We start from the raw sequence: 22,603 nt of genomic DNA, 5'->3' as shown, positions 1-22,603 counted from the left end.
CTTAAAGATTCTTCCGATATTGCTGCGGTGAAACCCCAACCTGTTTCTTAAAGAACGTACCGAAATAAGAGGCATTGGGGAAGCCGAAGGCATTTGAAATCTCCTGAATATCCTTCTGCGTATTTTTAAGTAACGAAATACTCTTACGAATGATCGCTTTGAATACAAGTTCCTGCACGGTATATCCGCAAATACTCTTAGAAACGACAGAAAGATATTTAGGAGACAAACACAATTTATCCGCATAAAACTCAACGCCGCGTTCCTGCATATAATATTTTTCGATCAACTGGATCAAATGAATAAAGACTTCGTTTTTGCGTCCTCCCACTTCCCGCCCGTCATTAACGAGTTTGCGGTTATAAATGGAACAAATCCTGTACGTCAATGCAAGTAGAAGTAATTTCTGCTCATAAAGTTTAAATGAATTCTCCTCCGACTGCAACACATTGTCCAATAAAGACATATACTTTACTATTTCTTCTTCCTCACCAGTAGACCAGACACAAGAAGGTTCTTCGGGAGTAAGGCGGGAATACATATACATGGAAACAACCAGATTCCCCATAATATCCCGGATAGGTTCTATCTGATAGATCAAAATCTGCACCTCCATGTCTTCCGACTCTTGCAAAACCTGAAACTCGCCATCTTCGGGAATAAACAAACTTTCGCCCGCTTCAGCGAAATGCTTTTTCTGATTAAGCGAAAACTGGAAATTACCCTGGCGGCAAATAACCAGCCCCAGTCCTTTCATTTGGAAAGTTTTCTTCAGTGAGGGTGGAAAATTTACAAATATCCCTTCGGAGCTACATATATTTTTCCCACTTAACAAATCGCGATCAAACTGCAATAAACGATCTTGTCCGCTATTCATCATACTAATATATTAACAGATCATTATCAAAAACGACGCTAAGTTAGCAATTTTCGTTTAGGATAAGGAACAACAAGCACAAATATCATACAAATTAATCCACCATAAATTGTCCATCCCGCCATCTCTTTGAGCGCAGAGAGCGTGGCCTGCACCTGAATACGCCCTTTGGTAGATATAGCAGCCATGTTACGGGCTTCCGTCTCACTCTTTCCCTGATATTTCATACCCTGTACCGTACCAAGGAAGGAAGTGGAAGCATCCGGATTAAGCAGGTCTACATTTTGCGCATAACGGGTTATATAGTGTTGTTGCCGCTCCTGCAAAACATTTGTATAAATTGCTCCGCCAATACTCGGTCCCACAACCATACGCACAGTAAGCATAATACAGATCCAGGTGGAAAGATATTTAAAAGGCATACGTTGATTGGCATAAGCAGCCGTCAGCGCATACAGAATCATCATGCCTGTGGCACGGATGATAACTGCATATTTCAGACGCTCGTAAACTCCTGCAGTCTGTACCTCGAAATACATGAAAACAGCTGATAAAGACAGGAAGAAGAATCCCATCGCAAACAGATACTTAAAATGTATCCCTTTACCTCCCAACACCATAGCAATCACGGCGCCAATAGCATAACCTACCATACACCAATTACCTAATGAAGCATTTTGCAGATTATCGAGATGCATCCCCACTCCTGCAAACACATTGACAAACATAGCACTGGAGTTTATCACCATCAATAATAAGTAAAGTAATGCTCCCATACGTATAGTACGCAGTTTGAACGCATCCAGCAAAACATAAGGCGACCGGCGCGTTACGTCCATATATAGAAAAATTCCCGCAAACAGAATACTTACAGCTGTCGCCCAACGGATAGATTCGTCATCATACCAGTCGAGTACTTTTCCATAAACCAGCACATACGTGAGACAAGTCAGCGAGATGCAAAATGCAGTGACATTGCCGAACTTACGGAAATTAATAGGAAACCTTCCGGGAAACTTATAATTCGGCATGGTAATAAACAAGAGCAAAATAGAGATCAGGAGAATCCCCATCATAAAGTAATACACATATTTCCACTCATATTCAAAGGACAGCCAAGCCGTCAATGCTGTGCCCGACTGTCCCAGAATCATAAAAAACAGATAAACAGCCGGCTGACTCACACATCTTTCAATGTCCAATTTATTCCAACCGGCAGTATCTTTCGGCTCCAACCCCGAAGTAATATTGCGGGTAGCTTCCATTCCACCCGCATACCAAATGAGTGTGAACAGATTGACCATCATCAGTACCATACGCAAGAAACCCGTCAGAAGACTACAAAGCGCCAACAGAAAAACGCTGTCTGTCTTTGCACAGATATAACTGAATATATACATGAACGCAAACCCGACAACACACATCATCTTCTCCCGCCGCACACACACCAACTGATATAAGAAAGGAGCAAAGGCTGCCATACCAATAGAAGTAACAAAGTTGGCAAACTGGATATGCTCGGATATAATGCCAAGCCCGCTCATCATTTCAGTGCTATTCACCGAATAAACCCCGCCTACCGTAAGAATCGGCAGAAAGAAAAATAACAGAATGATAATACCCAACGGCTTGGGCATCCAACTATAGAAAGGATAATTTTTAGGATAAGAGGGCATCGGACTAATTAAAAATATAAATTAAAAATTATAAGGCACTGTATATAGACAGAAGAGGCGGAGGGATTAGAGTCTGGCTTTCACTACTACCATCATGCCTGCTGCTAATCGTTCGTTATCTTCTTTCGATAAATCGGTGAAATCGATTCGTACGGGAATACGTTGCTGAATCTTCACAAAATTACCTGCCGAATTATCCGTCGGCACTAATGAATATTTAGATCCGGTAGCTCCTGATATAGAGGTGACTTTGCCTTTAAACTCTTTATCGCTAATGGCATCTACTGTGACAAATACTTCCTGTCCGATATGCAGGTTCTCGATTTGTGTCTCCTTATAATTGGCAACGATCCATTTCTGGGTATCGGGAAGAATATAGGTGATGGTCTGCCCTGCCGAAATAAACTGTCCTTCCTCTAATGAGCGACGACCGAGCTTTCCGTCACAAGGAGCTATTACAACCGTATAGGAAAGATTCAACCGAGCCATTTCAAGCGCAGCTGTTGCTCTTTGAATAGCCGCTTCGGTATTCATGCGACGGTAGGACACTTCATCTACACCGGAAAGAGCTGCTTTTTTCTGCCTTTTCGTAGCTTCCAGCTTCTTACGCGTAGCTTCATAATCAGTGACAATCTGTTCAAGTTGGATAGGAGTAGCCGCATTTCGTTTCACGAGGTTCTCATATCGTTTCCGGTCTTTTTCCAGTTTCGCCAACCGTACTTCAATCTCGGCAATAGACGCATCGTAAACAGATGCTGTTGTCTGCGTGGTATTGAGTGTAGCATTGATGACGGTCGCACCGGCTTGCGCATCCTTCAAGGCAGCTTCAGCCTCCATTACGCGAATTTTATATTCACGATCATCCAGTACCAGCAAAGTATCTCCTTTATGTACCTCCTGATGTTCTGTAAAGTAGATTTTGTCAATGTAACCTGAAGCACGTAGATTGATAGGAGACACATATTGTTCTATTTGTGCATCGTTACTAGTCTCCGTCTGGCTATAATTCAAAAAAAGGCAGATCACTTCAATCACTCCCCAAACAATAATAGCCACTCCGAAAAGGCTGATAGCAATCTGCCAGCGACGAAGTTTCTTCATTTTTTTTGCTTTCTCCTGATGAGTAGCGGAAGGAAGGTTATTTTCCATTGTTTCCATATTTATGATTGTTATTTGCGTATTATTTGACTAATGATTCTATTTGTCCGGTCAGTTTAAGCAGCATCAGGTTAGTCACCCGATAGTTATAATGTGCGCTGATATAGTTGTTTTGAGCTTCGCTCATCTGCATTTCATCTTGCAGCACTTCCGTCATAGAAGCAATGCCTTCCCGGTAACGGTCGGAAGTGACTGCGTACACATCTTCGGCAAGCAAGTAGTTATCCTTCTGTTTCTTAAAGTTACGCTGATTGTTCATCAGGTCGTTCACAGCATTCAGATATTGAGTTTGCAGATTCTTCCGGGCATCTTCCCATGCCAGCCTTTTGTTCTCTATATCGATCATCGCCTTCTTTATTTTATAGGTTTTATCCAGTCCGTCGAAAATCGGAATACGCAAGGTTAGCCCCACTCCATAGGAACGAAACCATTGATTGGACGGACCGGAGTGGAACCAATGATAACCTTTATCCGTATATGCAGCATATCGCCAGCTACCTGTCAGACTAAGAGAAGGGATATATCCATTAGTAATGATCTTCTTTTGCCGTTCCGCCAGTTGCACTTGCGATTGTGAGAGTTGAAGTTCATAGATATTTTCCGACAAGCCGGTCAGGGCTACCGTAGTAATGCTATCGGTATTTACCGGTGTCAGCGCGATTTCCTTTTCAGCCGGATAATCCATAATGTATTTCAGCATATTCAATTGCTGTTTCATCATTGCTTGTGCATTGTCATATTGCACCTTCAGATTTTCCAAATTGATATTGACTCTTTTCAGATCGACTTCCATAGACATTCCGTTATCGAAGAAAGCCTGTGTAATATCTCTCAATTCCTCCAGACGGGTGATATTAGCTTTTATCAGCATGATTTGTTCGGCCGTGACCTGTCCGAGATAATACATCTTACTGATTTGAAGAATAACATCTTCCCTGGCTTTTCCATAAGACAGACGACTGATTTCTTCCATCACTTTAGCTATGGACATAGAAGTATAAAGAGTCTGATTGAAAAGCGGCATCTGCATTTCCAGTCCTGCATTAGCAGAATGTTGCAGCGTCTGCGTTATATTATAAGGAACACCGTAAGATGATCCGTCTGTGACGGACACCGGAGGATCAAAATTGTTACTATAACCGGCTATCGCATTTATTTGCGGCAACAGCTTCGAACGGTTTTCAGATACGCCATACTTACTTCTTTGTATTTCTTTACGTTTTCCTTCTAGCGACAAGTTATTGTCAATACCAATGCGGAGGCAATCCTCTAATGTCAGAATCTCTACCTCCTGTGTTTTTCCGTTTAACACGAACAAGAAAAAAAAGGAAAAAATGAATAGTAGTCTTTTCATAATATATGCTCTATTATTGGCTACAAATTTAGCAGCTTATAGCATAATGAGACTATCCACAAACTATTTGTTTATATTCATATTTTCCTTTTTCAATGGGTAAATGAATGGACAGTCACTCTCATAGATAAAAACAAGAATCCTCTTTCAACCTATCACCTATATTATCAAACCCTTTATTCATCGTATTTTCAGAATGGTAATAGGTTACTGTTGTAGTTTCAAGGCGGGGAACCTTCCTCCACCCCAAAGCATAATAGCATAAACCCATCGGACGAAGAAAAGTCAGGCATTTGATAGACAAATCTCCACCCTTAGTCGATTTTATTTTTATCTGCTCCAGTATCTACTTAGCTTTGAGATATTAAAACAAATAAAAGCAGTAAGAGAAATGAGAAAAAACATGAAATTGATAGGATTGGCAGTCAGCTTAACATGCTGTGCAGGTTTTATAGATGCACAAGAAGCCAATGAGCCGCAAGAAAGGCAGCAACAAGAAAAGCATCTTCCACGCGAAGTTCTGAATCCAGAGAAGGTAGCAACCCAGATGACAGAGCAAATGAATAAGTTGCTCCAACTGACAGATAAACAATATAAGAAAATATATAAGCTGAACCTGAAAGAGCAAAAAGCATTTTTCAAGGCTATGCAAAATTCGGATGACTATCGCCCACCAATGGGAGAAGGTCCCGGTATGCGGGGAGGACGTCCGCCAATGGGTGGAGGACAACCGCCAATGATGGGAGAAGATGGTTTCCCGGGCAGAATGGGAGGTGGTCCGATGATGAGCAGAGATACCAATTCTGCCGACTCACAAAAGAAAGCCGCAGAAACCAAAGAAAAGAAAATAAAAAAGATTCTGACAAAAGAACAGTATGAGAAATGGCAGGCCGAACAAAATTCCGCACGTAAAAAAGCTTCTCAAAGAAGAATGCACAAAGATAATCATCCTGACAAGGGTCCGGACTTTGAACAAAAAAGCTTCTAAATATCACACTTAATATGTTTCTATGAATAATAGCGTTTGTTTTTCATAATTTTTTTAGTGAATGTAAAGTAGCGGCTCTCTTCGCGAGGAAGAGAGCCGCCCTTATTTAATAACCTTATGATACACAACAGGTTTACGTACTATTTTATTTCGCTTAGGACTTCTTCGCTATCTTGCTCCGCTGCGTCCACGCAAGAAGCATAACTCCGATTAACAATAAAGCCAATGCTGCATAAGCAATACTTTCCGTGACGTGTATGCTTTGCGGATCAAACCACATCTCGATGGTATGTTCCCCTGCCGGCATATTTATCGCACGCAAGATATAGTCTGCACGGGCAATATCCACCGGCTGGCCATCGATAGTCACCTGCCATCCCGGATAATATATTTCAGAGAAAACAACAACTCCGTCTTTAGGAGTGGAGGCCTTATAAACCAAACGATTTGGCTCGTAACTGGTTAACTGGATGGTAGATAGTGAATCTTTATATCCTTCTGTCACACCTTTCAGCTGTTCTTTAAACTTCACATCCACTACGGCTGTTTCCGTTGGAAGAATATCGTTCAAAGCATCTATTTCTTCATTTGCATTATTTACATACTGCACCTTATCTACGAACCATGCATTACCGTATGCATAAGGATTCATGACAGGAACAGCCTGCCCTTGCTCTCCGGCAGGGAAAATGAAGTATTTGGTATTCAGCATATTCAGTACACGGAATTTAGAAGCATCCACACTGTCCATCTGTCCACCGGCAGTAGCCACAGCCTGATAAGTTTCTTTCATTTCGGGCACGATGTGATGGTCTATCATTTCCTGATAGCGGCGAAGTTTCGCTGCATGATAGCCACCGACACTCTTATGCCAATATGCTGTATTGTTTTCATTAAATGTATTACCGGGGAAACCGATGAAATTCAGTACACGATAATTCGGAGTCGTATCCTGAAGAATAATCTCATCCGCCTGTGTTTTCACGAATGCTTCTGACCGCTTCGACTTCGGCACGAACTGTTCGTCATTCAAATAGCGTTTATTGACACTCCACATATCTATCAGACACAAAAGCGCAATACCCGCCAGTGTGAAAGAGGCTTTCAACTTCCGCAGTTGATACAAGAATAAGAACAGGCAACCGATCACTATAATAAAGAAGCTGCGCCATGCATCCGAAGCAATAATGGCTTCGCGCATTTCAGTCAGATTGGCCACAAACGAAGCCAAATGTTCGGCAGGAAGTGCTTGTTTCAAAGCAGTCATCTCCTGTGCCGTTATAAAGCTGGAGAAGAAAGCGCCCGGGGCGACAGCTAAAATGAACGCAACACCGGCAGTTAGTACCAACGCAGCAATCACTCCTCTACAGTTCTTTTCCTGTTTCAGCATATCCGGTTTACTCAAAATCTCTTTCAAGGCAAAAATCGCCAACAAAGGTATTGTAAATTCAGCTATTACCAGAATAGAAGATACAGCGCGGAACTTATTATACATCGGGACATAATCGATAAAGAAGTCCGTCAGCCCCATGAAATTCTTTCCCCATGAAAGCAGAATCGAGAAGATAGTAGCTCCCAGCAGCGCCCATTTAAGAGGACCTTTCACTATAAAGCACCCCAATACAAAGAGGAACATCACAAATGCCCCCACATATACCGGACCGGCTGTCCACGGCTGCTCACCGAAATATTGAGGTAACTGTGAGTAAATACCGTTATACATTGGATTGGCCTTTGCCATAGCAGCTTCGCTCTGTGACATCGTAGATCCTGATCCTCCCCCCTTTACATTCGGAACCAGCAACGTCAACGTTTCACCGATACCATAACTCCAGTTGGTTATATAATCACGATCCAATCCGCTACTAGTCTGACTGGCAGCAGCTCCCTCCTGCTTCAATTCGCTCTTGCCACGCATCGTCTCCTTACTATATTCATACGTATGATACAGATTGGAAATATTGATGCAGACTCCTACCACGGCAGCCAGTGCTAAAACCCCGCTAGCCTTGAAGAAATGAGGCAATTCTTTCTTTTTGTAAGCATCTTCAAAGTAAGCTCCTACAAAAAACAGAATCACAAACATGAAATAATAGCTCATCTGAATGTGATTCGACTGAATCTGAAGGGCGATGAACAGGGCCGTAACGATTCCGCCCAACAGGTATTTCTTCCGGTAAGCCAGAACGACACCTGCAATCGTAGGTGGTATATAAGCCAATGTCACAAACTTCCAAATATGCCCTGACGGTATCAGAATGAAGAAATAGGAAGAGAATGCCCATATCACTCCGCCTAATCCTGCCAGCCAGGCCGATATTCCAAACGCCCGCAAGAGGATATAGAATCCCAGCATCATGATAAAAGTCAGCACTACATAATCCGGGAGAAAGAGGCGATAAACCTTCTCCACCCCTTTCAGGGACGTTGTCGAGTCGTAACTCGGAGACATCTGATAAGTAGGCATACCTCCAAAAATCGAGTTTGTCCAGCGCGTACGTTCTCCGGTACGCTCGAGATACTCTTTCGATTCTTGTCCTGCACCGACTCCGGCAGCCGTGTCATGCTGAAACAAGATACGACCTTCGATATCAGCCGGAAAAAAATAGGCGAAAGAAAGAATGATAAAAGCCAGAATGGCTATTAAGTCAGGAAGAAACTTTTTCATTTACGATGACACGATTTACTATTTACGATTGAAGTTTGAATATAAAAATAAATACGACCGGACAATCTAACATTTACAATTGATAACAGTGGAATATCGATCTCCCTTATTTATCAATCGTAAATGGTAAATCGTCTAATCGTAAATCAAATTAGTATCTATAATGATCTGCTTTATAAGGTCCGTCCACCGATACACCAATATAAGCGGCCTGTTCGGGAGTCAGCTTAGTCAGTTTCACACCGATCTTTTCAAGATGCAGGCGAGCCACTTCCTCGTCCAGATGCTTCGGCAAGCGATATACATTGATATCATATTTCTTGTTGAACAGTTCTATCTGCGCCAATGTCTGATTGGTAAATGAATTACTCATCACGAATGACGGGTGTCCTGTTGCACATCCCAGATTTACCAGACGACCGTCGGCCAACAAGATAATGCTATGTCCATCCGGGAAATAATAACGGTCTACTTGTGGTTTGATGTTCACACATTTGATGCCCGGATAATGTTTCAAAGCATCTACCTGAATTTCATTATCGAAATGGCCGATGTTGCAAACGATAGCCTGGCCTTTCATTTTCTCCATGTGGTCGATACGGATAATATCGATATTACCTGTCGTAGTCACGAAGATGTTACCTTCCAGACAAGCCTCTTCCATCGTCACTACTTCGAAACCTTCCATTGCAGCCTGCAGTGCACAGATCGGGTCTACCTCCGTCACGAGCACCCGCGCTCCATAAGAACGCATGGAGTGAGAACAGCCTTTACCCACATCACCATAACCGCATACCACTACTACTTTTCCGGCAATCATCACATCTGTTGCACGCTTGATTCCGTCGGCCAACGATTCGCGGCAACCGTACAGATTATCAAACTTAGATTTCGTTACCGAGTCGTTTACATTGAATGCCGGGAACAGCAATTTGCCTTCTTCCTGCATCTGATACAAACGGTGTACGCCTGTCGTAGTCTCTTCAGATACGCCACGCACTTCTTCCGCTACGCGATGCCAGCGAGTACTGTCTTCTGCCAACACTTTCTTCAAGATAGCATTCAGTTCTATTTCATCCTCCGCGTGTACTTCCTTATCCAATACGGCAGCATTATTTTCAGCATCATAACCCACGTGGATCATCATTGTCGCGTCACCGCCATCATCTACAATCACATTCGGTCCCTTGCCGCCGTCAAAGCTCAATGCCTGCAACGTGCACCACCAATAATCGGCAAGAGTCTCGCCCTTCCATGCAAATACCGGTACACCGGCAGCAGCTATCGCAGCAGCAGCATGATCCTGCGTTGAATATATATTACAAGAGCACCAACGTACTTCAGCTCCTAAAGCCACTAATGTTTCAATCAGCACAGCCGTTTGAATGGTCATGTGCAACGACCCCATAATGCGGGCACCTTTTAACGGTTTGGATTCTCCATACTTTTCGCGAAGAGCCATCAGGCCGGGCATTTCTTTTTCTGCCAAATCGATTTCCTTGCGTCCGAAATCAGCAAGTGTAATATCTGCCACCTTATAGGGCAGAGTAGAGAATAATTCTGTAGACATATTGTAAATCATTTATATATAATGGATGCAAAGATAGAATATTCTGATTAGTAGGGCAAAAGCTATCCGTTTTTTTTATATTATAATAACTAGGGAGGCTGTCAGCATCTCGGAATATTGTTTTATATTTGCAACAGATAAAACAACTTCTACAACATTCTAATGAATAATAATGAATCTTCTATGAGAAATTACGAAAACAAAACAAAGGAGGATCTTTTAGAAATAATCGAACAATTAGAGAAGAAAATAGATTTCCTTTCCTCTCATTCTTCAGATTCTTCCTCTCCCTCCAAAGGACGTTTTCGTGATAAATATAGTACCCGGATACTGGATGCTCTTCCTGACATGCTCACCGTCTTCGACCATGACGCCAATATTATAGAGCTTGCTTCTTCTCCGGCAACTAATCACGTAGAAGGTATCAGCCCCAACAATATCACTACCACTAACGTAAAAGACATTCTGCCCAAAGAGGCTTATGAAAGTGTCCGCAAGAATATGGATAAGGTGATTCTCACAGGAGAAAGTTCAACAGCCAGACACGATCTTATGTTGAATGGTGTTTTACATCACTACGAAAACCGTATCTTTCCTTTGGATAAAGAGTATCTGTTGTGTATGTGCCGTGATATATCCCAACAATGGGAGGCGGAACAGACGAATGCCCAGCAACAGAAAGAACTAAAGGCTGCCAGAATCAAAGCGGAAGAGTCGGACCGATTGAAATCTGCTTTTCTGGCAAACATGAGTCATGAAATACGTACCCCGCTCAATGCCATTGTAGGATTCTCCAAACTAATCACTTACGCAACATCTGCAGAAGAGAAGAATCAATATTCGGAAATCATCGAACGAAATTCGGAAATGCTGCTGAATCTATTCAATGATATTCTGGATCTGGCATCACTTGAAGCTGATTCTCTAAAATTCAATATCCGCCCGATCAAATTAATAGATATCTGCCTGCAGCTGGAACAACAATTCTGTCATAAGACGCAAAACGGTGTCAAACTTATTCTGGACGACGTAGATACGGACATGTATACTTCGGGAGACTGGAATCGCATCATACAAATTATAAGTAACTTGCTTAGTAACGCTACGAAGTTTACCCCGAAAGGAGAAATTCATTTCGGCTATCGGGAAAAGGAGGATTTTGTAGAGTTCTACGTTAAAGATAGCGGCATCGGCATTCCGGCAGCAAGAATTGCCACAATTTTCCGGCGCTTTGGAAAGGTCGACGATTTTGTTCAGGGAACAGGATTGGGATTAACTCTTTGCAGAATGTTAGTAGAGAAGATGGGTGGACGTATCTGGTTGCGCTCCCAGGAAGGCCAGGGGAGCAGATTCTATTTTACCCTACCTTTGATTCGTCAATAAAGATCGATTAAGGACACAAATATCTGTGTCCAGGCATGACCTTACATGACTATTTACAATTAAATATAGATATACAGAAAACGCGGCTTGTTGGTAACAAAACCGCGTTTTCCGCATATATCTATGTTTGAAATATATTCATTTATTCCTTAGCAGCCGGAGCACTAAGCATTTCTTTATATTTCACCGGATCATTCAGAATTTTCATCGCTTCCTTCAAACCGTCATCATCCTTCAACTGCTGGATGATATTACCACGTTGGTAATAGTAACGCTTGATAATTTCAGTAGCAATCATCTTCTTTATATCAGATGAGAAATAATCCAAGTCGCGGTCAAGATCATGATTTAACTTCTTCTCAAGTGCCTTGAACTCCTCTGAAGCATCATCCATATACCCTTCAAACTCGGCAGCTTCTTTCAACGTTTTCAGAATTTTCTCGCTTTGCTGGTCATATTTGAAATCAGCTTTCTTCACCAACGCTTTAAAATCATTATAATCGGCATCTGTCACCTCAAACTTCTCCGGAGCAACGATGGTAGGATGTTTCAAACAATACTGAGTTGCATAATCAAAAATCAGATTATCGCGTACCAGATAGAAGAGGATATTCGGTAATTTCTCCTGTTTGATAACAATATCCGGCATTACACCACCTCCGTCGCGTACTTCACGTCCGGCAGCCGTATGGAATACCTTAGTCAAACTGTCAGGAATGGTTCCTACACTTCCATCTTCATTACGATGCTTGTAGTCAATAGCCTGTACACAACGTCCACTTGGAATATAATATTTGGAGGTAGTCACTTTCATCGTTCCGCCATAAGGCAAAGAGCGGGGAACCTGTACCAGTCCTTTTCCGAAGGTACGGTTACCAACGATAACGGCACGGTCGAGATCCTGCAGAGAACCTGATAAGATTTCGGAAGCAGAAGCGGTTCCACTATTTACCAATACCGCAATCGGAATATCCAAGTCCAACGGCTCGCGCAATGTCTTATAAGTGTTACTAGCTTGTTTGATTTTCCCTTTGGTCGTTACAATCACCTTTCCACGCGGCAAGAAATAATTCGCAATTTCTACTGCTTCATCCAGCAATCCACCGCCATTACTACGGAGGTCTATCACCAACGAAGTAGCTCCCTGTTTCTTCAAATCCAGAAATGCTTTCTTAAACTCTTTGGAAGGGTTGCCGGAAAAAGTGCTAAGGCTAATGTAACCTACATTATTATCCAATACGGCAGTATAAGGAATCGCCGGATTCTGAATAGACTCACGTACAATCGTGAACTCCATCGGCGTACGTCCACCTTTCTCATTCGGGCGCTCAATCTTTAGCTTAAAACTGGTACCTGCCTGTCCGCGTAACATCTGGCTGACTTCCGCATTATTCTTACCGGCAAGATCCTGTCCGTCAATCTCCATCAGTATATCTCCCGCTTTCAGACCGGCTTTTGCAGCAGGCGTTCCCTCAAAAGGTTCAGAAATCATCGAACGTTTTAGTTTCGTATTATAAGCAATGTAAGAACCCATCCCACCAAATGATCCTTTAATCATCTGCTCCAGTTCACTCTGATCTTCTTCCGGGAAATATTCCGTATAAGGATCCAGCGTATAAAGCATATTATCGATTCCTTCCCGAATCGTTTTATTCGGATCAATGGTATCTACATAGAACATATCCAGTTCTTTCACAATCGCATTAAATATATCCAGATTCTTTGCAATCTGGAAATTACGGTCGTCTCCACTCTTGAAACTAAAGAAAGCAACTGTTGCTATCACCGCTACTGCAACAATAGCTATCTGCCTGTTCAGCAATTTTTTCATACCTCTTTCAATCTAAATGAGTCGTAAAAGTAGCTCAATCCTTTGTTATTCCGCCAGAATCCTGTTAATATTTAACTTAATTTCATCCCAACGTTCCTGTGGTATCGTTGTTCCGATTACCTGAATAACATTTCCCGAGAGAATAGAACCTATTTTCGCACATTTATCCAACGAATATCCGCAAGTCAATCCGTATAAGAATCCGGAAGCAAAATAATCACCGGCACCGGTAGTATCTACCACTTTTTGAACCGAAATGGCCGAAACCTTTATTTCTTCTGTCCCTTTGCGGATATAAGAACCATTTGCCCCCACTTTTACAATAGCAATACTGCATTTCTTGGCAATCACTCTCAAAGCTTCCTCCGGCTCCTTGCCGGTAAAGGCTTTCGCTTCCTCTTCGTTTGCAAAGACAATGTCGACATATTTGTTTATTAACAAGGTGAAGAATTCCAGATCATTAGCCACAATGTTATAACTAGCCATATCGAGACAAATCTGCAAACCGGCTTCTTTAGCCAGTTCAATGGCGTGAAGAATCATTTCGTGGTCCTGAACAAGATAGCCTTCTATAAATAGGTACGCGTAACCTTTAAACATATCCAAGGTCAGTTCCTCTGCTCTCAAAGAAGCCGCTGCTCCCAGATAGGTTCCGAAAGTGCGCTCTCCATCCGGTGAAATAAAAGTGGATGCCACACCGGAAGGCAGTCGATCCGAGGTCAATAATTTGTCTTCAATCTTATTTTTCTGCAGATTTTCACGAAAAAATTCTCCATAATTATCATTTCCCACTTTTCCGATAAACCCTGTTCCAGCACCCAAACAAGCCAGTCCGAGGATGGCATTTCCTGCCGATCCGCCTGTTGCCAAGTGGGTTTTCATCTGTGAAAATTTTGTGTTAATCTGCTGTAACTTAGCGTCATCGATGAGCTGCATGCTTCCTTTGGGTAAACCCATTTCATCCAAAAGAGTATCATCCTTCAGGGTTGCGAGTACGTCTACCAGGGCGTTGCCCAATCCTATTATTTTGTCCATTCCTAATATTTTTTTTGCAAAGATATTGCATATTTCAAAAAAACCTAGTACTTTTGCATCGCAATTGAGAAAAACATTCTTCCTTAGCTCAGTCGGTTAGAGCATCTGACTGTTAATCAGAGGGTCCTTGGTTCAAGTCCAAGAGGAAGAGCAAAGTTGAAAATCTTGATTGCAAACATTCTTCCTTAGCTCAGTCGGTTAGAGCATCTGACTGTTAATCAGAGGGTCCTTGGTTCAAGTCCAAGAGGAAGAGCAAAAAAGAAGCCACCTAGAAGGGTGGCTTTTCTATTTATTCACCTTTCTTATCATCCAAAGGACTAATAATATATCTTGTGGGATTTGGCTCAGAACAACCATATCTCTAAAAGTAGGTACATCATATCGGTACAAAAAGGAATTAAATAGTGATTAACCGGTGTGGTATTGAATCACAACAGAATCGAATAAATTCTCTTATTGGATATTTATTTTCCATTTTTCCATGTCCCCCTTCATCTTTTCTCTGTCTCTCTGATGAATAAGGAGTTTGCGCGTGAAGGGTAACAACTTCACCATCTCTTCTCCTGTAGCGATTAGTTTCAAAAATTGTTTCAAGGCTTGAAACAATCCGTTTCACACCGAGAAACATCTAGTTTCAAATAGGGTTGAAACTAATTACGAAATAGCTTTACTAATCTTGCTCAATGGTGGAATCTGAAAGTAACAATTTGACTTGATTCACGATGAAGAGAAGGTGAAGGGGCGGCTATTCACCTGCAAACTCCTTGTTTATCGGCAATACAGAAGAAAAGTGAAGGAGCTGGAAGAATTGAACATGTTATAGAAAAGAGCATCGAATTGTTCAAAACCCATATGGAATGAGTCGAATCGTCTATTCATAGGAAATGATTTCAATTGGGCATTTCTATTTATCCGTTTGCCTATCCAGATTCGTTCCACTTGCTATTTTTATTTCGTTCCATTATAGTGGAACGAAGTAAAAGTAGCTAATTGAGATAATCTGACTAGGCAATAAAGATAATTTGTTTGGGCAATTAAAAAAGTCTTATTGGCACACCTAACGGAGATACGGTGGCGAGGCATGCATTCGTTTAGCTCAAAACTGTGCAGGAACGAACTTTTTTGGTATAGGCTGCCCTAAAGCACATTACCCAAACTTTTAAACTGTTCCCCGATTTTTCAGACTAATCTAAAATTTATCCCCGCTGATTTGCTACTACTCCAAAGACAGCGGTTCAGTTTGAAAACGGCGGCTTAGTCTGAATATTGGGGATTTGGGGATCAGTTTGAGAACAAAGACGAAAGAATAAGGGGAACCTCCCGGATAAATCCATTAGTCCCCCTCTGATACTGGTCGTACATCATCGTTTCTTGATAAAGGCAAGTAGTTACACATAAATGTAATGTTTTCGACCTTTTAACCGTCAGACACCACTCCGTCCCATTTGACTTGCCTTTAAAGTTTAAATAACATTAGATCTTGGCGAAAAATAGCAAACCACAACCAACTGGCTGCTATAGATTCGCCGTGACACTTCATTTGTTTAATGAAAAAATAGACGAGGCAGTCCTACCGTTTGGATATAAACCACCTCGTCTTGGGGTCTTAGCCGAACCTGTTTATTTCTCTATCTTCATTCATTTCAAATCGGTTTAAATACATAAAAGAAGGAAAGAATACCATAAGAGATGTCCAGCCGGATGATTTCTTGATTGTATGGCGATGCAGCCAAGAAGGGTATTCTCAAGCAAATCACACGATTGCTTTGAGGAGAAAGCGGGCATATCTTTTTTGTTCTTTCCATTTATAACAAATGATGGTTTGCGCCCTTTTACAAACCCTGTATATACAAAAAAAGCGGTAGGGCATTTGCCTATCCGCAAGCGAGGGAGTCGAAGCCCTATACGCACAAACAGGAAACACCCCCCGCATATCGCAAGGAGCATTTTACTGTTTCATGTGCGTATTTGAATTTTCGACTTTTCGCTTGCACAGAAATCAGCTAAACGCTTTTTTTCTTCAAAAACATAAAAACATGTCGATCTACGACAGTGCAAATATAAGAAATTATTAATTCATTCGGTTCTCAATCTCGTTTTTTTTATAAAAAGTCATCTTTGAGAAGCCCTTTATACATTCTTGAAACAAATTTAAGCCGTTGCCAACGTCAATATACTAATCCGTATTCCTTCCACATTCACTAGGCAGGAAGCACATGCCAGAGCAGTAGAACCAGTGGTCAACACATCGTCAACTATCAATATGTGTTTTCCGGCAAGTGTTTCGGGATGCTGAAGCTCGAAGATACCTTCCACATTATCCCGACGTTCAAACACAGATTTACGCGTTTGCGTTTCCGTATTTTTCTTACGCAATATGGATTCTGTATCGATGGGTATTCCTGTTACAGCAGCAATACCACGGGCAATCCACTCACTCTGATTATAACCACGGATTTGCTGTTTTTTCTTATGAAGCGGTATGGGGATTATCACATCAATTCCCTGAAAAAAATTGGAAGACAAAAGTTCGGCAGCCATATACCGCCCCATAATTGCACCAATTTCCTTTTGTCCACCATATTTCAACCGATGAAGAATCAACCGGAAGTCGCTTCCTTTCTCATAAAAGAAAAAAGAAGTAGCCCGTTCCAAAGGGATTTGTCCCCAGAAGAGCCGTTCTACCGGATTATCTTTTCGAAGATGATAATTAGTACGGGGTAGATTGATATTACATACTGTACAGATACATTCTTCACCCTTTGCTAACGGTCGGCCGCAAACAACGCAGCAACGGGGAAATAGCAAAGATAAGAAGGAACTAAGCCAGTCTTTGATAAGAAGTGTGTGTTTCATAATAATAGAAATTTGAAGTTGCAATAGCACCTACATATTCAATGGAGGGACTTCTGCTAGGAGCTTCTGAAAGAAAGGATGAAGATTCCCGTTCGTTGCGATAATATGATGTCCTTCTATGAAATGATCCTCACCATAAAAATCAGTCACCTTTCCTCCCGCCTCCTGAACAATCAGTGCTGCCGCAGAATAATCCCATTTTCCGAGAAATGCTTCCATCCAAGCATCAAAACGCCCAATAGCCACATAGCAGATTGCGGCAGCAGCCGAGCCATTCATCCGAATACCGCCCACTACCCCATAAAGCTGATCGATGAGATGAAGAGCAGTCTGTTTATATTGCAGATGATTATAAGGTAATTCTGTAATGACAAATGCATCTTTGATGTCCTCAACGTTCGACACATGAATTTCTTCACCATTCATAAACGCTTTTCCGCCTTTCCAAGCATAAAAACATTCATCCCGGCAAACTTCATAAACGACACCTAAAAGAAGTTCGGTACGGCTACGTAAAGCGATGGACACACAATAAGGAGCCTCATCATGAATATAATTCGTGGTTCCATCCAAGGGGTCAATCACCCAACAGTAGGGTTCATCCTGATAAGTGGCAGAGCCTTCTTCTGTAATGAATCCCGCTTCAGGCAATAAAGCAGTAAGGGCTTTCACCACTCGCACTTCAGATTCTTTATCCACATAAGACACATAATCGTGTGCATGTTTTTCCACCACACGCTCACGACGGAAGTTCTTTCGTTCTTCTTTCAAAAAATATCCAACTTCGGTAGCAATCCGGCATACATCAGTTGTAAGCTGCTTCAAATCTAACATTTATTATTCAAATTAAAAAGTGCTTCGAAGTTATAGCTTTTCCGGCAAAAAGCATAAAGGAAAATAATATTTTCGTGTTTGATACGCAAATTAATGAGATAACATCAAAACTATTATAACCAATATTTAAAAAGACATCTAAAAACAAGGCCGACTCATTTTCTTTTATGAGCCGACCTTTCTTTACTTTTACATCAAAATATAAATGTATTGTCCTTTATTCCTTAATTTATAACAACATTACTTCTGAACCACAATTTTCAACTTACAGGTACGTCCATAGAGTAATGCCACACCGTCATAAGTGAGTCCGGTTATGCCAGCTCCCGAATAGGCTGGCCCCTGGCTTCCTACCACTCCTGTAGGAGTAGCTATTTTACATCCTCCGGCAACTAATGCATCCATATCGTTTGCGGCTTCAATAACATGAATGACACCGTATTTGCCCGCCGCAGTAACAAAGGCAATATAAGAACCGTCTTTTATCTGCAAACTACAAGGATCATTCGGATATCCATCAGACGCATTGACTCTTTGCATTAACATATCGGCACCTCCTTTAGCTATACTTTCCAATACATTCAACGCCTCAAAAGTCTTGACGTCCGAAGCCGCGTTCGCCATCATCACATCAATACCAAGATCAGTAACCTTATCATCAGGTATAAGAGTAAACAACGTTTTGTTGGTAGCAACACCTGCCGGTTTGATCCAGTCATTCACATCATAAGCTCTCCCTATCGGCCCTCCATTAATTCTTGACGCACTGACATAAGAGAAACCTCTGTTTTTAACGGCAACAAAGCTCGGATTTCTCCATATATTGATGAAAGCAAAGTCTACGCTATTTGCCTTTGAGCCATATCCTTTAATTTCCTTCAAGCTTAATACATGTTTCTGCACACCCCGTATCATTATTCCCTCTATGGAGAAAATATAAGGTTGATCCGGTTCTGTTGAATGTTCCCATTCGGGTGCCATTTCGATATCGCTGAAAACAAGCGCAACATTATTGTCAACACCCTCAAGACCTTCGATATTGATAATCTTTTCCTCTTTCAACCCTTCTATATCTTCCACCACAATCTTAATTCCACCAGTATCTTTATTATCTACGACAGTTTTCAAAATAAACTCCATTTCCAACGGATTGCCTGATACCGGAATAGTCGTATATTCCTTCAGGTCACCCAGTACTTTATTACACAACGTATGTTTTATAGACTTAATGCCCACAGCAGAACGAATCACTACAGAGAGAGAAACCTCTTCATCGGGTACTAAAACAGGGAAATCTGATGGTTCGGTGAATATCTGGGATGGAAGTTTGGTTATCTTTTTAATAGGTATTACCTTTTGTGCCGTTTTTGTCAAAACGTCCGTTGATGTTACCAGTATCCCGGCTGCTTCACGCGTGTTGACCTTGACATTCAAGTCAAATTCAAGTGTCATATCAGTTTGCAGAGTATCTATCTTTAAACGTTGACGTTCAGTCGCGTTTATCTCTTCATATTCTCCATTCTCATCCATCTTCAACAAGGTAGCATATATACTGTGTATACCCACAGCAGAGAAACTTCTGGCAGATACAGTCACCGTCGAGTTATACTCCACCACATCTATCTCGGAAGGAGAAGTGAGTTCTACAGTAGGTGGCGGATACGCGTTGTCGTCCGAATAATCAGACTTACTATCACTACAATTTGTCAACAACAAACCCCATGGAAGGGCAAGTATCAGGATCATTATATTTTTGATATATTGCTTCATGACCGTTCATTTTTTATTTTAAAGATTCGATTTGTAATTGAAAACAATGTAAATCTCCGCTTACACTTGTTTCGGTTACCCCCCTAAAAGCCCATTTATGTGAAGTCAGGACAAATATACAATACTCGGAGTCTCTATTTCTATTTTCCACTTCTACGAAAGAATAGGTATCAGAAGTTAAGTTAGAAGTAATTGCCGACTCAAGATTAGGCAATAACGCACGTTTAACAGTGCCTACCAGAACCGTCTGTTCGTTTACCTTTTTCTTGAAAACGTCGACAGCCGGAGCTATAAGGTCTTCACTATTTAATGATACAGAACAGAAGAGCATATCTATTCCGTTCACTGCTTCTGTTTTTGTTTCAAGATATCTGCAATCGTTTTTTACTACATATTGTGTCATTTCGGAAATAGTAGAAGGAAAAAGCACAGTACTGCCGATTATCTTTTTCTCTCCGTTACTATAGCTGACAGGTACAAACACCGGCACTTTCTTGCTCTCTCTAGCAGTCTCCGTACCCGTATTTATGATTGCAGTTTGCCCATAGACAGCGTTCGTCCTGTCCAACAATGCCACTGCATGAACAGTGTTTCTGATAGATGACGCCACCTCTTTATAACTACAAGAGCTAAATAAATTTTGCTCTGACAAGTGCGCATAAACCAATACGTTAGTTGTTCTGAACCGGTTCCATTCCGGAATTTCTTCTCCCTTGTTATCCTCATCACTACACGAAACGAACAGGCAAGAGATGATACATATAAATAGCAGATATAGATAGTTTGATTTCATATTTCATTCATTTTACAAATTCAACTTCAGCAAACAAAGCTCTGTGGTCAGATACTTCCGGATTAGATAAAACTTTAAACGACTTCACTTTCCACTTATTCTGTGGAAGTCCGAATATATAATCAATCTTGATTGTCGGCTGATCTGCGGGATAGGTGAATGTATCATCACAGATTCTCTGCCAGTTCTTCATTACCTCACAAATCACATTAGAGTCGGTCCGGGCATTAAAATCTCCCCCCAGCAGTGTCGGGGTATCTCCCGTACCAATCCGCTCATTAATCTGTTCGGCCATTGCGCTCCTTATCAGGTCTGTCGAATGATCCAAGTGAGTCGTTCCTATCCTGATTACGTCTGAAGTTCCCGGCTCCTGAATATCTACATATAATAGCGTCCGGGGTTCTTTGGCTCCGTCTATCCCTTCAAAAGTTTTGTTATTGATATAAACAAAAGGATATTTTGAAAGGATAGCTACTCCATATTCTCCACCACCAGTATCCATCGCTTTCCCGAATACGGAAAACAATCCCAACTCCGCAGCCAGTTGAGTGGTAAAATCCTGATTTTTGTTCCTTTTTGTGTTGTAATCTATCTCTTGCAACATTACAACATCCGGATTGTATTTCCTGATAAATACAGCATACTCCTTCACCGAGTAACCGGTCATTTCCCCGGACATCCGGCAATTATAGCTCATTATTTTAAGAGCCTGCGCATACGTACTTTGATACGCAAAGAAGAAAAGGCATACCCATACAATGGGCTTTAAAAGTGCTTTCATAAATTTGTTTTTGTTATTAGATTAAGTTTACTTATTCAACGGTATATGTATATTCTGATATTTTTTTAAAGCTAACCGGTGTTATGGATTGCATCACTTCCAACACATAGTTCAGGTCGTTCCCTTTACAAACAAAGTCGTACGTAAACGAAGCAATCTTTTCGTTTTTAACTGTAATCTCTATATCAAAATGCCGCGAGAGTGTTGTAAGCACCTCTTTCAATGATGCATTTCTGAAAATAAGCCGGTTGCTCTTCCAACTCGAAGCATCATCGTGATATCTATCAGTTTTTATTTTTATTACATTACTCCTTTTTTCATAAACTGCAGTTTGTCCGGGAAGCATTTGCTGCATAGGCCTGCGGCTTTGCACATGCCCGATATTTATACTTCCTTCGTCGAGTGTAGTTTTGATTACCTTATCCGAAGCGTATGCTTTTACATTGAAACACGTTCCCGTCACTTGTATTTTCACATTCTCGGCAAGTACCAGAAAAGGGGATTTCTTGTTTTCTGCTATCTCAAAATAAGCCTCTCCTTCCAGCGTAACATTCCTGTTGTATTTTGCAAACTGTTCCGGATAAGTCAATTTAGAATCGGCATTTAACCACACCCGGCTACCATCAGGAAGTAATACGAGTAGCTTTTCACCCCTTACAGCACAGACCTCCCGATAAACAAGGTTTGCCTCACTATGACTTTGATAGAAATTATATCCTACACCTATCACAAGCAAAACAATTGCACAGGCTACCGTCCACTTAAAGAACAATGGCATCCTTATTCTCCTGTTCTTTCGTTTTTCTTCCCGCATCACGGCTTCCTGAATATTCTTATAAATGCGATATTCATCAAAAGGAGGCAATTCTCTGTCGCCCAATTCGAGCTGTTTGCCTTCTATTATCCTCTGAATGTCGTCATCCATATATTTCCCGATGCCGTCAACTATTTCAAGGTCCTGACTTGTATGTTTCTTTTTTGATTTCATATTTCAATATCTATTAGTAATACACACTGTTACAAAAAAGT

General features: G+C 41.4%; 16 protein-coding genes and 2 tRNA genes. 4 read left to right on the top strand and 14 right to left on the bottom strand.

Features of this window, described 5'->3' with window-relative positions; translation table 11 throughout:
* Position 1: 1 nt before the first annotated feature.
* From DXA54_RS05335 to DXA54_RS05320, 4 genes are all read right to left on the bottom strand, one after another.
* Positions 2 to 877, bottom strand: a complete 876-nt coding sequence (locus DXA54_RS05335) for a helix-turn-helix domain-containing protein (RefSeq protein WP_055167324.1) — start codon at positions 875 to 877, stop codon at positions 2 to 4.
* 38 nt (positions 878 to 915) lie between these two features.
* Positions 916 to 2,553, bottom strand: a complete 1,638-nt coding sequence (locus tag DXA54_RS05330) for an MFS transporter (RefSeq protein ID WP_120079080.1) — start codon at positions 2,551 to 2,553, stop codon at positions 916 to 918.
* 66 nt (positions 2,554 to 2,619) lie between these two features.
* Positions 2,620 to 3,711 carry an HlyD family secretion protein gene (locus tag DXA54_RS05325; protein ID WP_004296422.1) on the bottom strand — a complete coding sequence of 364 codons (1,092 nt, stop codon included), beginning with the start codon at positions 3,709 to 3,711 and terminating at the stop codon, positions 2,620 to 2,622.
* A gap of 22 nt (positions 3,712 to 3,733) precedes the next feature.
* Positions 3,734 to 5,065 (bottom strand): TolC family protein, encoded by a 1,332-nt coding sequence (locus DXA54_RS05320; protein WP_004302398.1) that lies wholly within the window; start codon positions 5,063 to 5,065, stop codon positions 3,734 to 3,736.
* A 391-nt stretch (positions 5,066 to 5,456) separates the two neighbouring features.
* On the opposite strand from DXA54_RS05320, the gene DXA54_RS05310 reads away from it, so the two are divergent.
* Positions 5,457 to 6,053: a hypothetical protein gene (locus tag DXA54_RS05310; protein ID WP_004302399.1), complete on the top strand. Its 597-nt coding sequence runs from the start codon at positions 5,457 to 5,459 to the stop codon at positions 6,051 to 6,053.
* A 154-nt stretch (positions 6,054 to 6,207) separates the two neighbouring features.
* Here DXA54_RS05310 and DXA54_RS05305 read toward each other — a convergent pair whose 3' ends face one another.
* Together DXA54_RS05305 and ahcY are read right to left on the bottom strand one after the other, a co-directional pair.
* On the bottom strand, positions 6,208 to 8,721 hold the full coding sequence (locus DXA54_RS05305; protein ID WP_120079079.1) for a YfhO family protein: 2,514 nt from the start codon (positions 8,719 to 8,721) through the stop codon (positions 6,208 to 6,210).
* Positions 8,722 to 8,872: 151 nt separating this feature from the next.
* Positions 8,873 to 10,291 carry an adenosylhomocysteinase gene (gene ahcY, locus DXA54_RS05300; protein ID WP_165863225.1) on the bottom strand — a complete coding sequence of 473 codons (1,419 nt, stop codon included), beginning with the start codon at positions 10,289 to 10,291 and terminating at the stop codon, positions 8,873 to 8,875.
* Between the two features lie 183 nt (positions 10,292 to 10,474).
* On the opposite strand from ahcY, the gene DXA54_RS05295 reads away from it, so the two are divergent.
* The gene (locus DXA54_RS05295; RefSeq protein WP_008646380.1) at positions 10,475 to 11,674 is read left to right on the top strand and encodes a PAS domain-containing protein; all 1,200 of its coding nucleotides are present in this window, start codon (positions 10,475 to 10,477) and stop codon (positions 11,672 to 11,674) included.
* Positions 11,675 to 11,816: 142 nt separating this feature from the next.
* Here the strand turns inward: DXA54_RS05295 and DXA54_RS05290 are convergent, their stop codons facing one another.
* A complete protein-coding gene (locus DXA54_RS05290) occupies positions 11,817 to 13,505 on the bottom strand; it encodes a S41 family peptidase (RefSeq protein WP_004310710.1) in 1,689 nt (562 codons plus the stop codon).
* Positions 13,506 to 13,550: 45 nt separating this feature from the next.
* Positions 13,551 to 14,540 carry an adenosine kinase gene (locus tag DXA54_RS05285; RefSeq protein WP_009000957.1) on the bottom strand — a complete coding sequence of 330 codons (990 nt, stop codon included), beginning with the start codon at positions 14,538 to 14,540 and terminating at the stop codon, positions 13,551 to 13,553.
* A gap of 77 nt (positions 14,541 to 14,617) precedes the next feature.
* Here DXA54_RS05285 and DXA54_RS05280 point away from each other — a divergent pair.
* Both DXA54_RS05280 and DXA54_RS05275 read left to right on the top strand, forming a co-directional pair.
* Positions 14,618 to 14,691: transfer RNA gene (locus tag DXA54_RS05280), tRNA-Asn, on the top strand.
* Between the two features lie 28 nt (positions 14,692 to 14,719).
* Positions 14,720 to 14,793: transfer RNA gene (locus DXA54_RS05275), tRNA-Asn, on the top strand.
* A 1,898-nt stretch (positions 14,794 to 16,691) separates the two neighbouring features.
* Here the strand turns inward: DXA54_RS05275 and DXA54_RS05265 are convergent.
* The 6 genes from DXA54_RS05265 to DXA54_RS05240 form a co-directional block, all read right to left on the bottom strand.
* Positions 16,692 to 17,396, bottom strand: a complete 705-nt coding sequence (locus tag DXA54_RS05265; protein WP_120079077.1) for a ComF family protein — start codon at positions 17,394 to 17,396, stop codon at positions 16,692 to 16,694.
* A 30-nt stretch (positions 17,397 to 17,426) separates the two neighbouring features.
* A complete protein-coding gene (locus DXA54_RS05260; RefSeq protein WP_009038943.1) occupies positions 17,427 to 18,230 on the bottom strand; it encodes an inositol monophosphatase family protein in 804 nt (267 codons plus the stop codon).
* A gap of 240 nt (positions 18,231 to 18,470) precedes the next feature.
* Positions 18,471 to 20,000 (bottom strand): hypothetical protein, encoded by a 1,530-nt coding sequence (locus DXA54_RS05255; protein ID WP_008642608.1) that lies wholly within the window; start codon positions 19,998 to 20,000, stop codon positions 18,471 to 18,473.
* A gap of 13 nt (positions 20,001 to 20,013) precedes the next feature.
* Positions 20,014 to 20,793: a hypothetical protein gene (locus tag DXA54_RS05250; RefSeq protein ID WP_009038942.1), complete on the bottom strand. Its 780-nt coding sequence runs from the start codon at positions 20,791 to 20,793 to the stop codon at positions 20,014 to 20,016.
* 7 nt (positions 20,794 to 20,800) lie between these two features.
* The gene (locus DXA54_RS05245; protein ID WP_004296439.1) at positions 20,801 to 21,574 is read right to left on the bottom strand and encodes an endonuclease/exonuclease/phosphatase family protein; all 774 of its coding nucleotides are present in this window, start codon (positions 21,572 to 21,574) and stop codon (positions 20,801 to 20,803) included.
* 31 nt (positions 21,575 to 21,605) lie between these two features.
* Entirely contained in the window at positions 21,606 to 22,562 is a 957-nt protein-coding gene (locus DXA54_RS05240; RefSeq protein WP_008642606.1) for a FecR family protein, read from the bottom strand.
* Positions 22,563 to 22,603: the final 41 nt, after the last annotated feature.

Source organism: Bacteroides sp. OF03-11BH, from assembly GCF_003604005.1.
Classification (GTDB): Bacteria; Bacteroidota; Bacteroidia; order Bacteroidales; family Bacteroidaceae; genus Bacteroides; species Bacteroides ovatus.
This window is presented reverse-complemented; position numbering and strand designations above follow the sequence as displayed.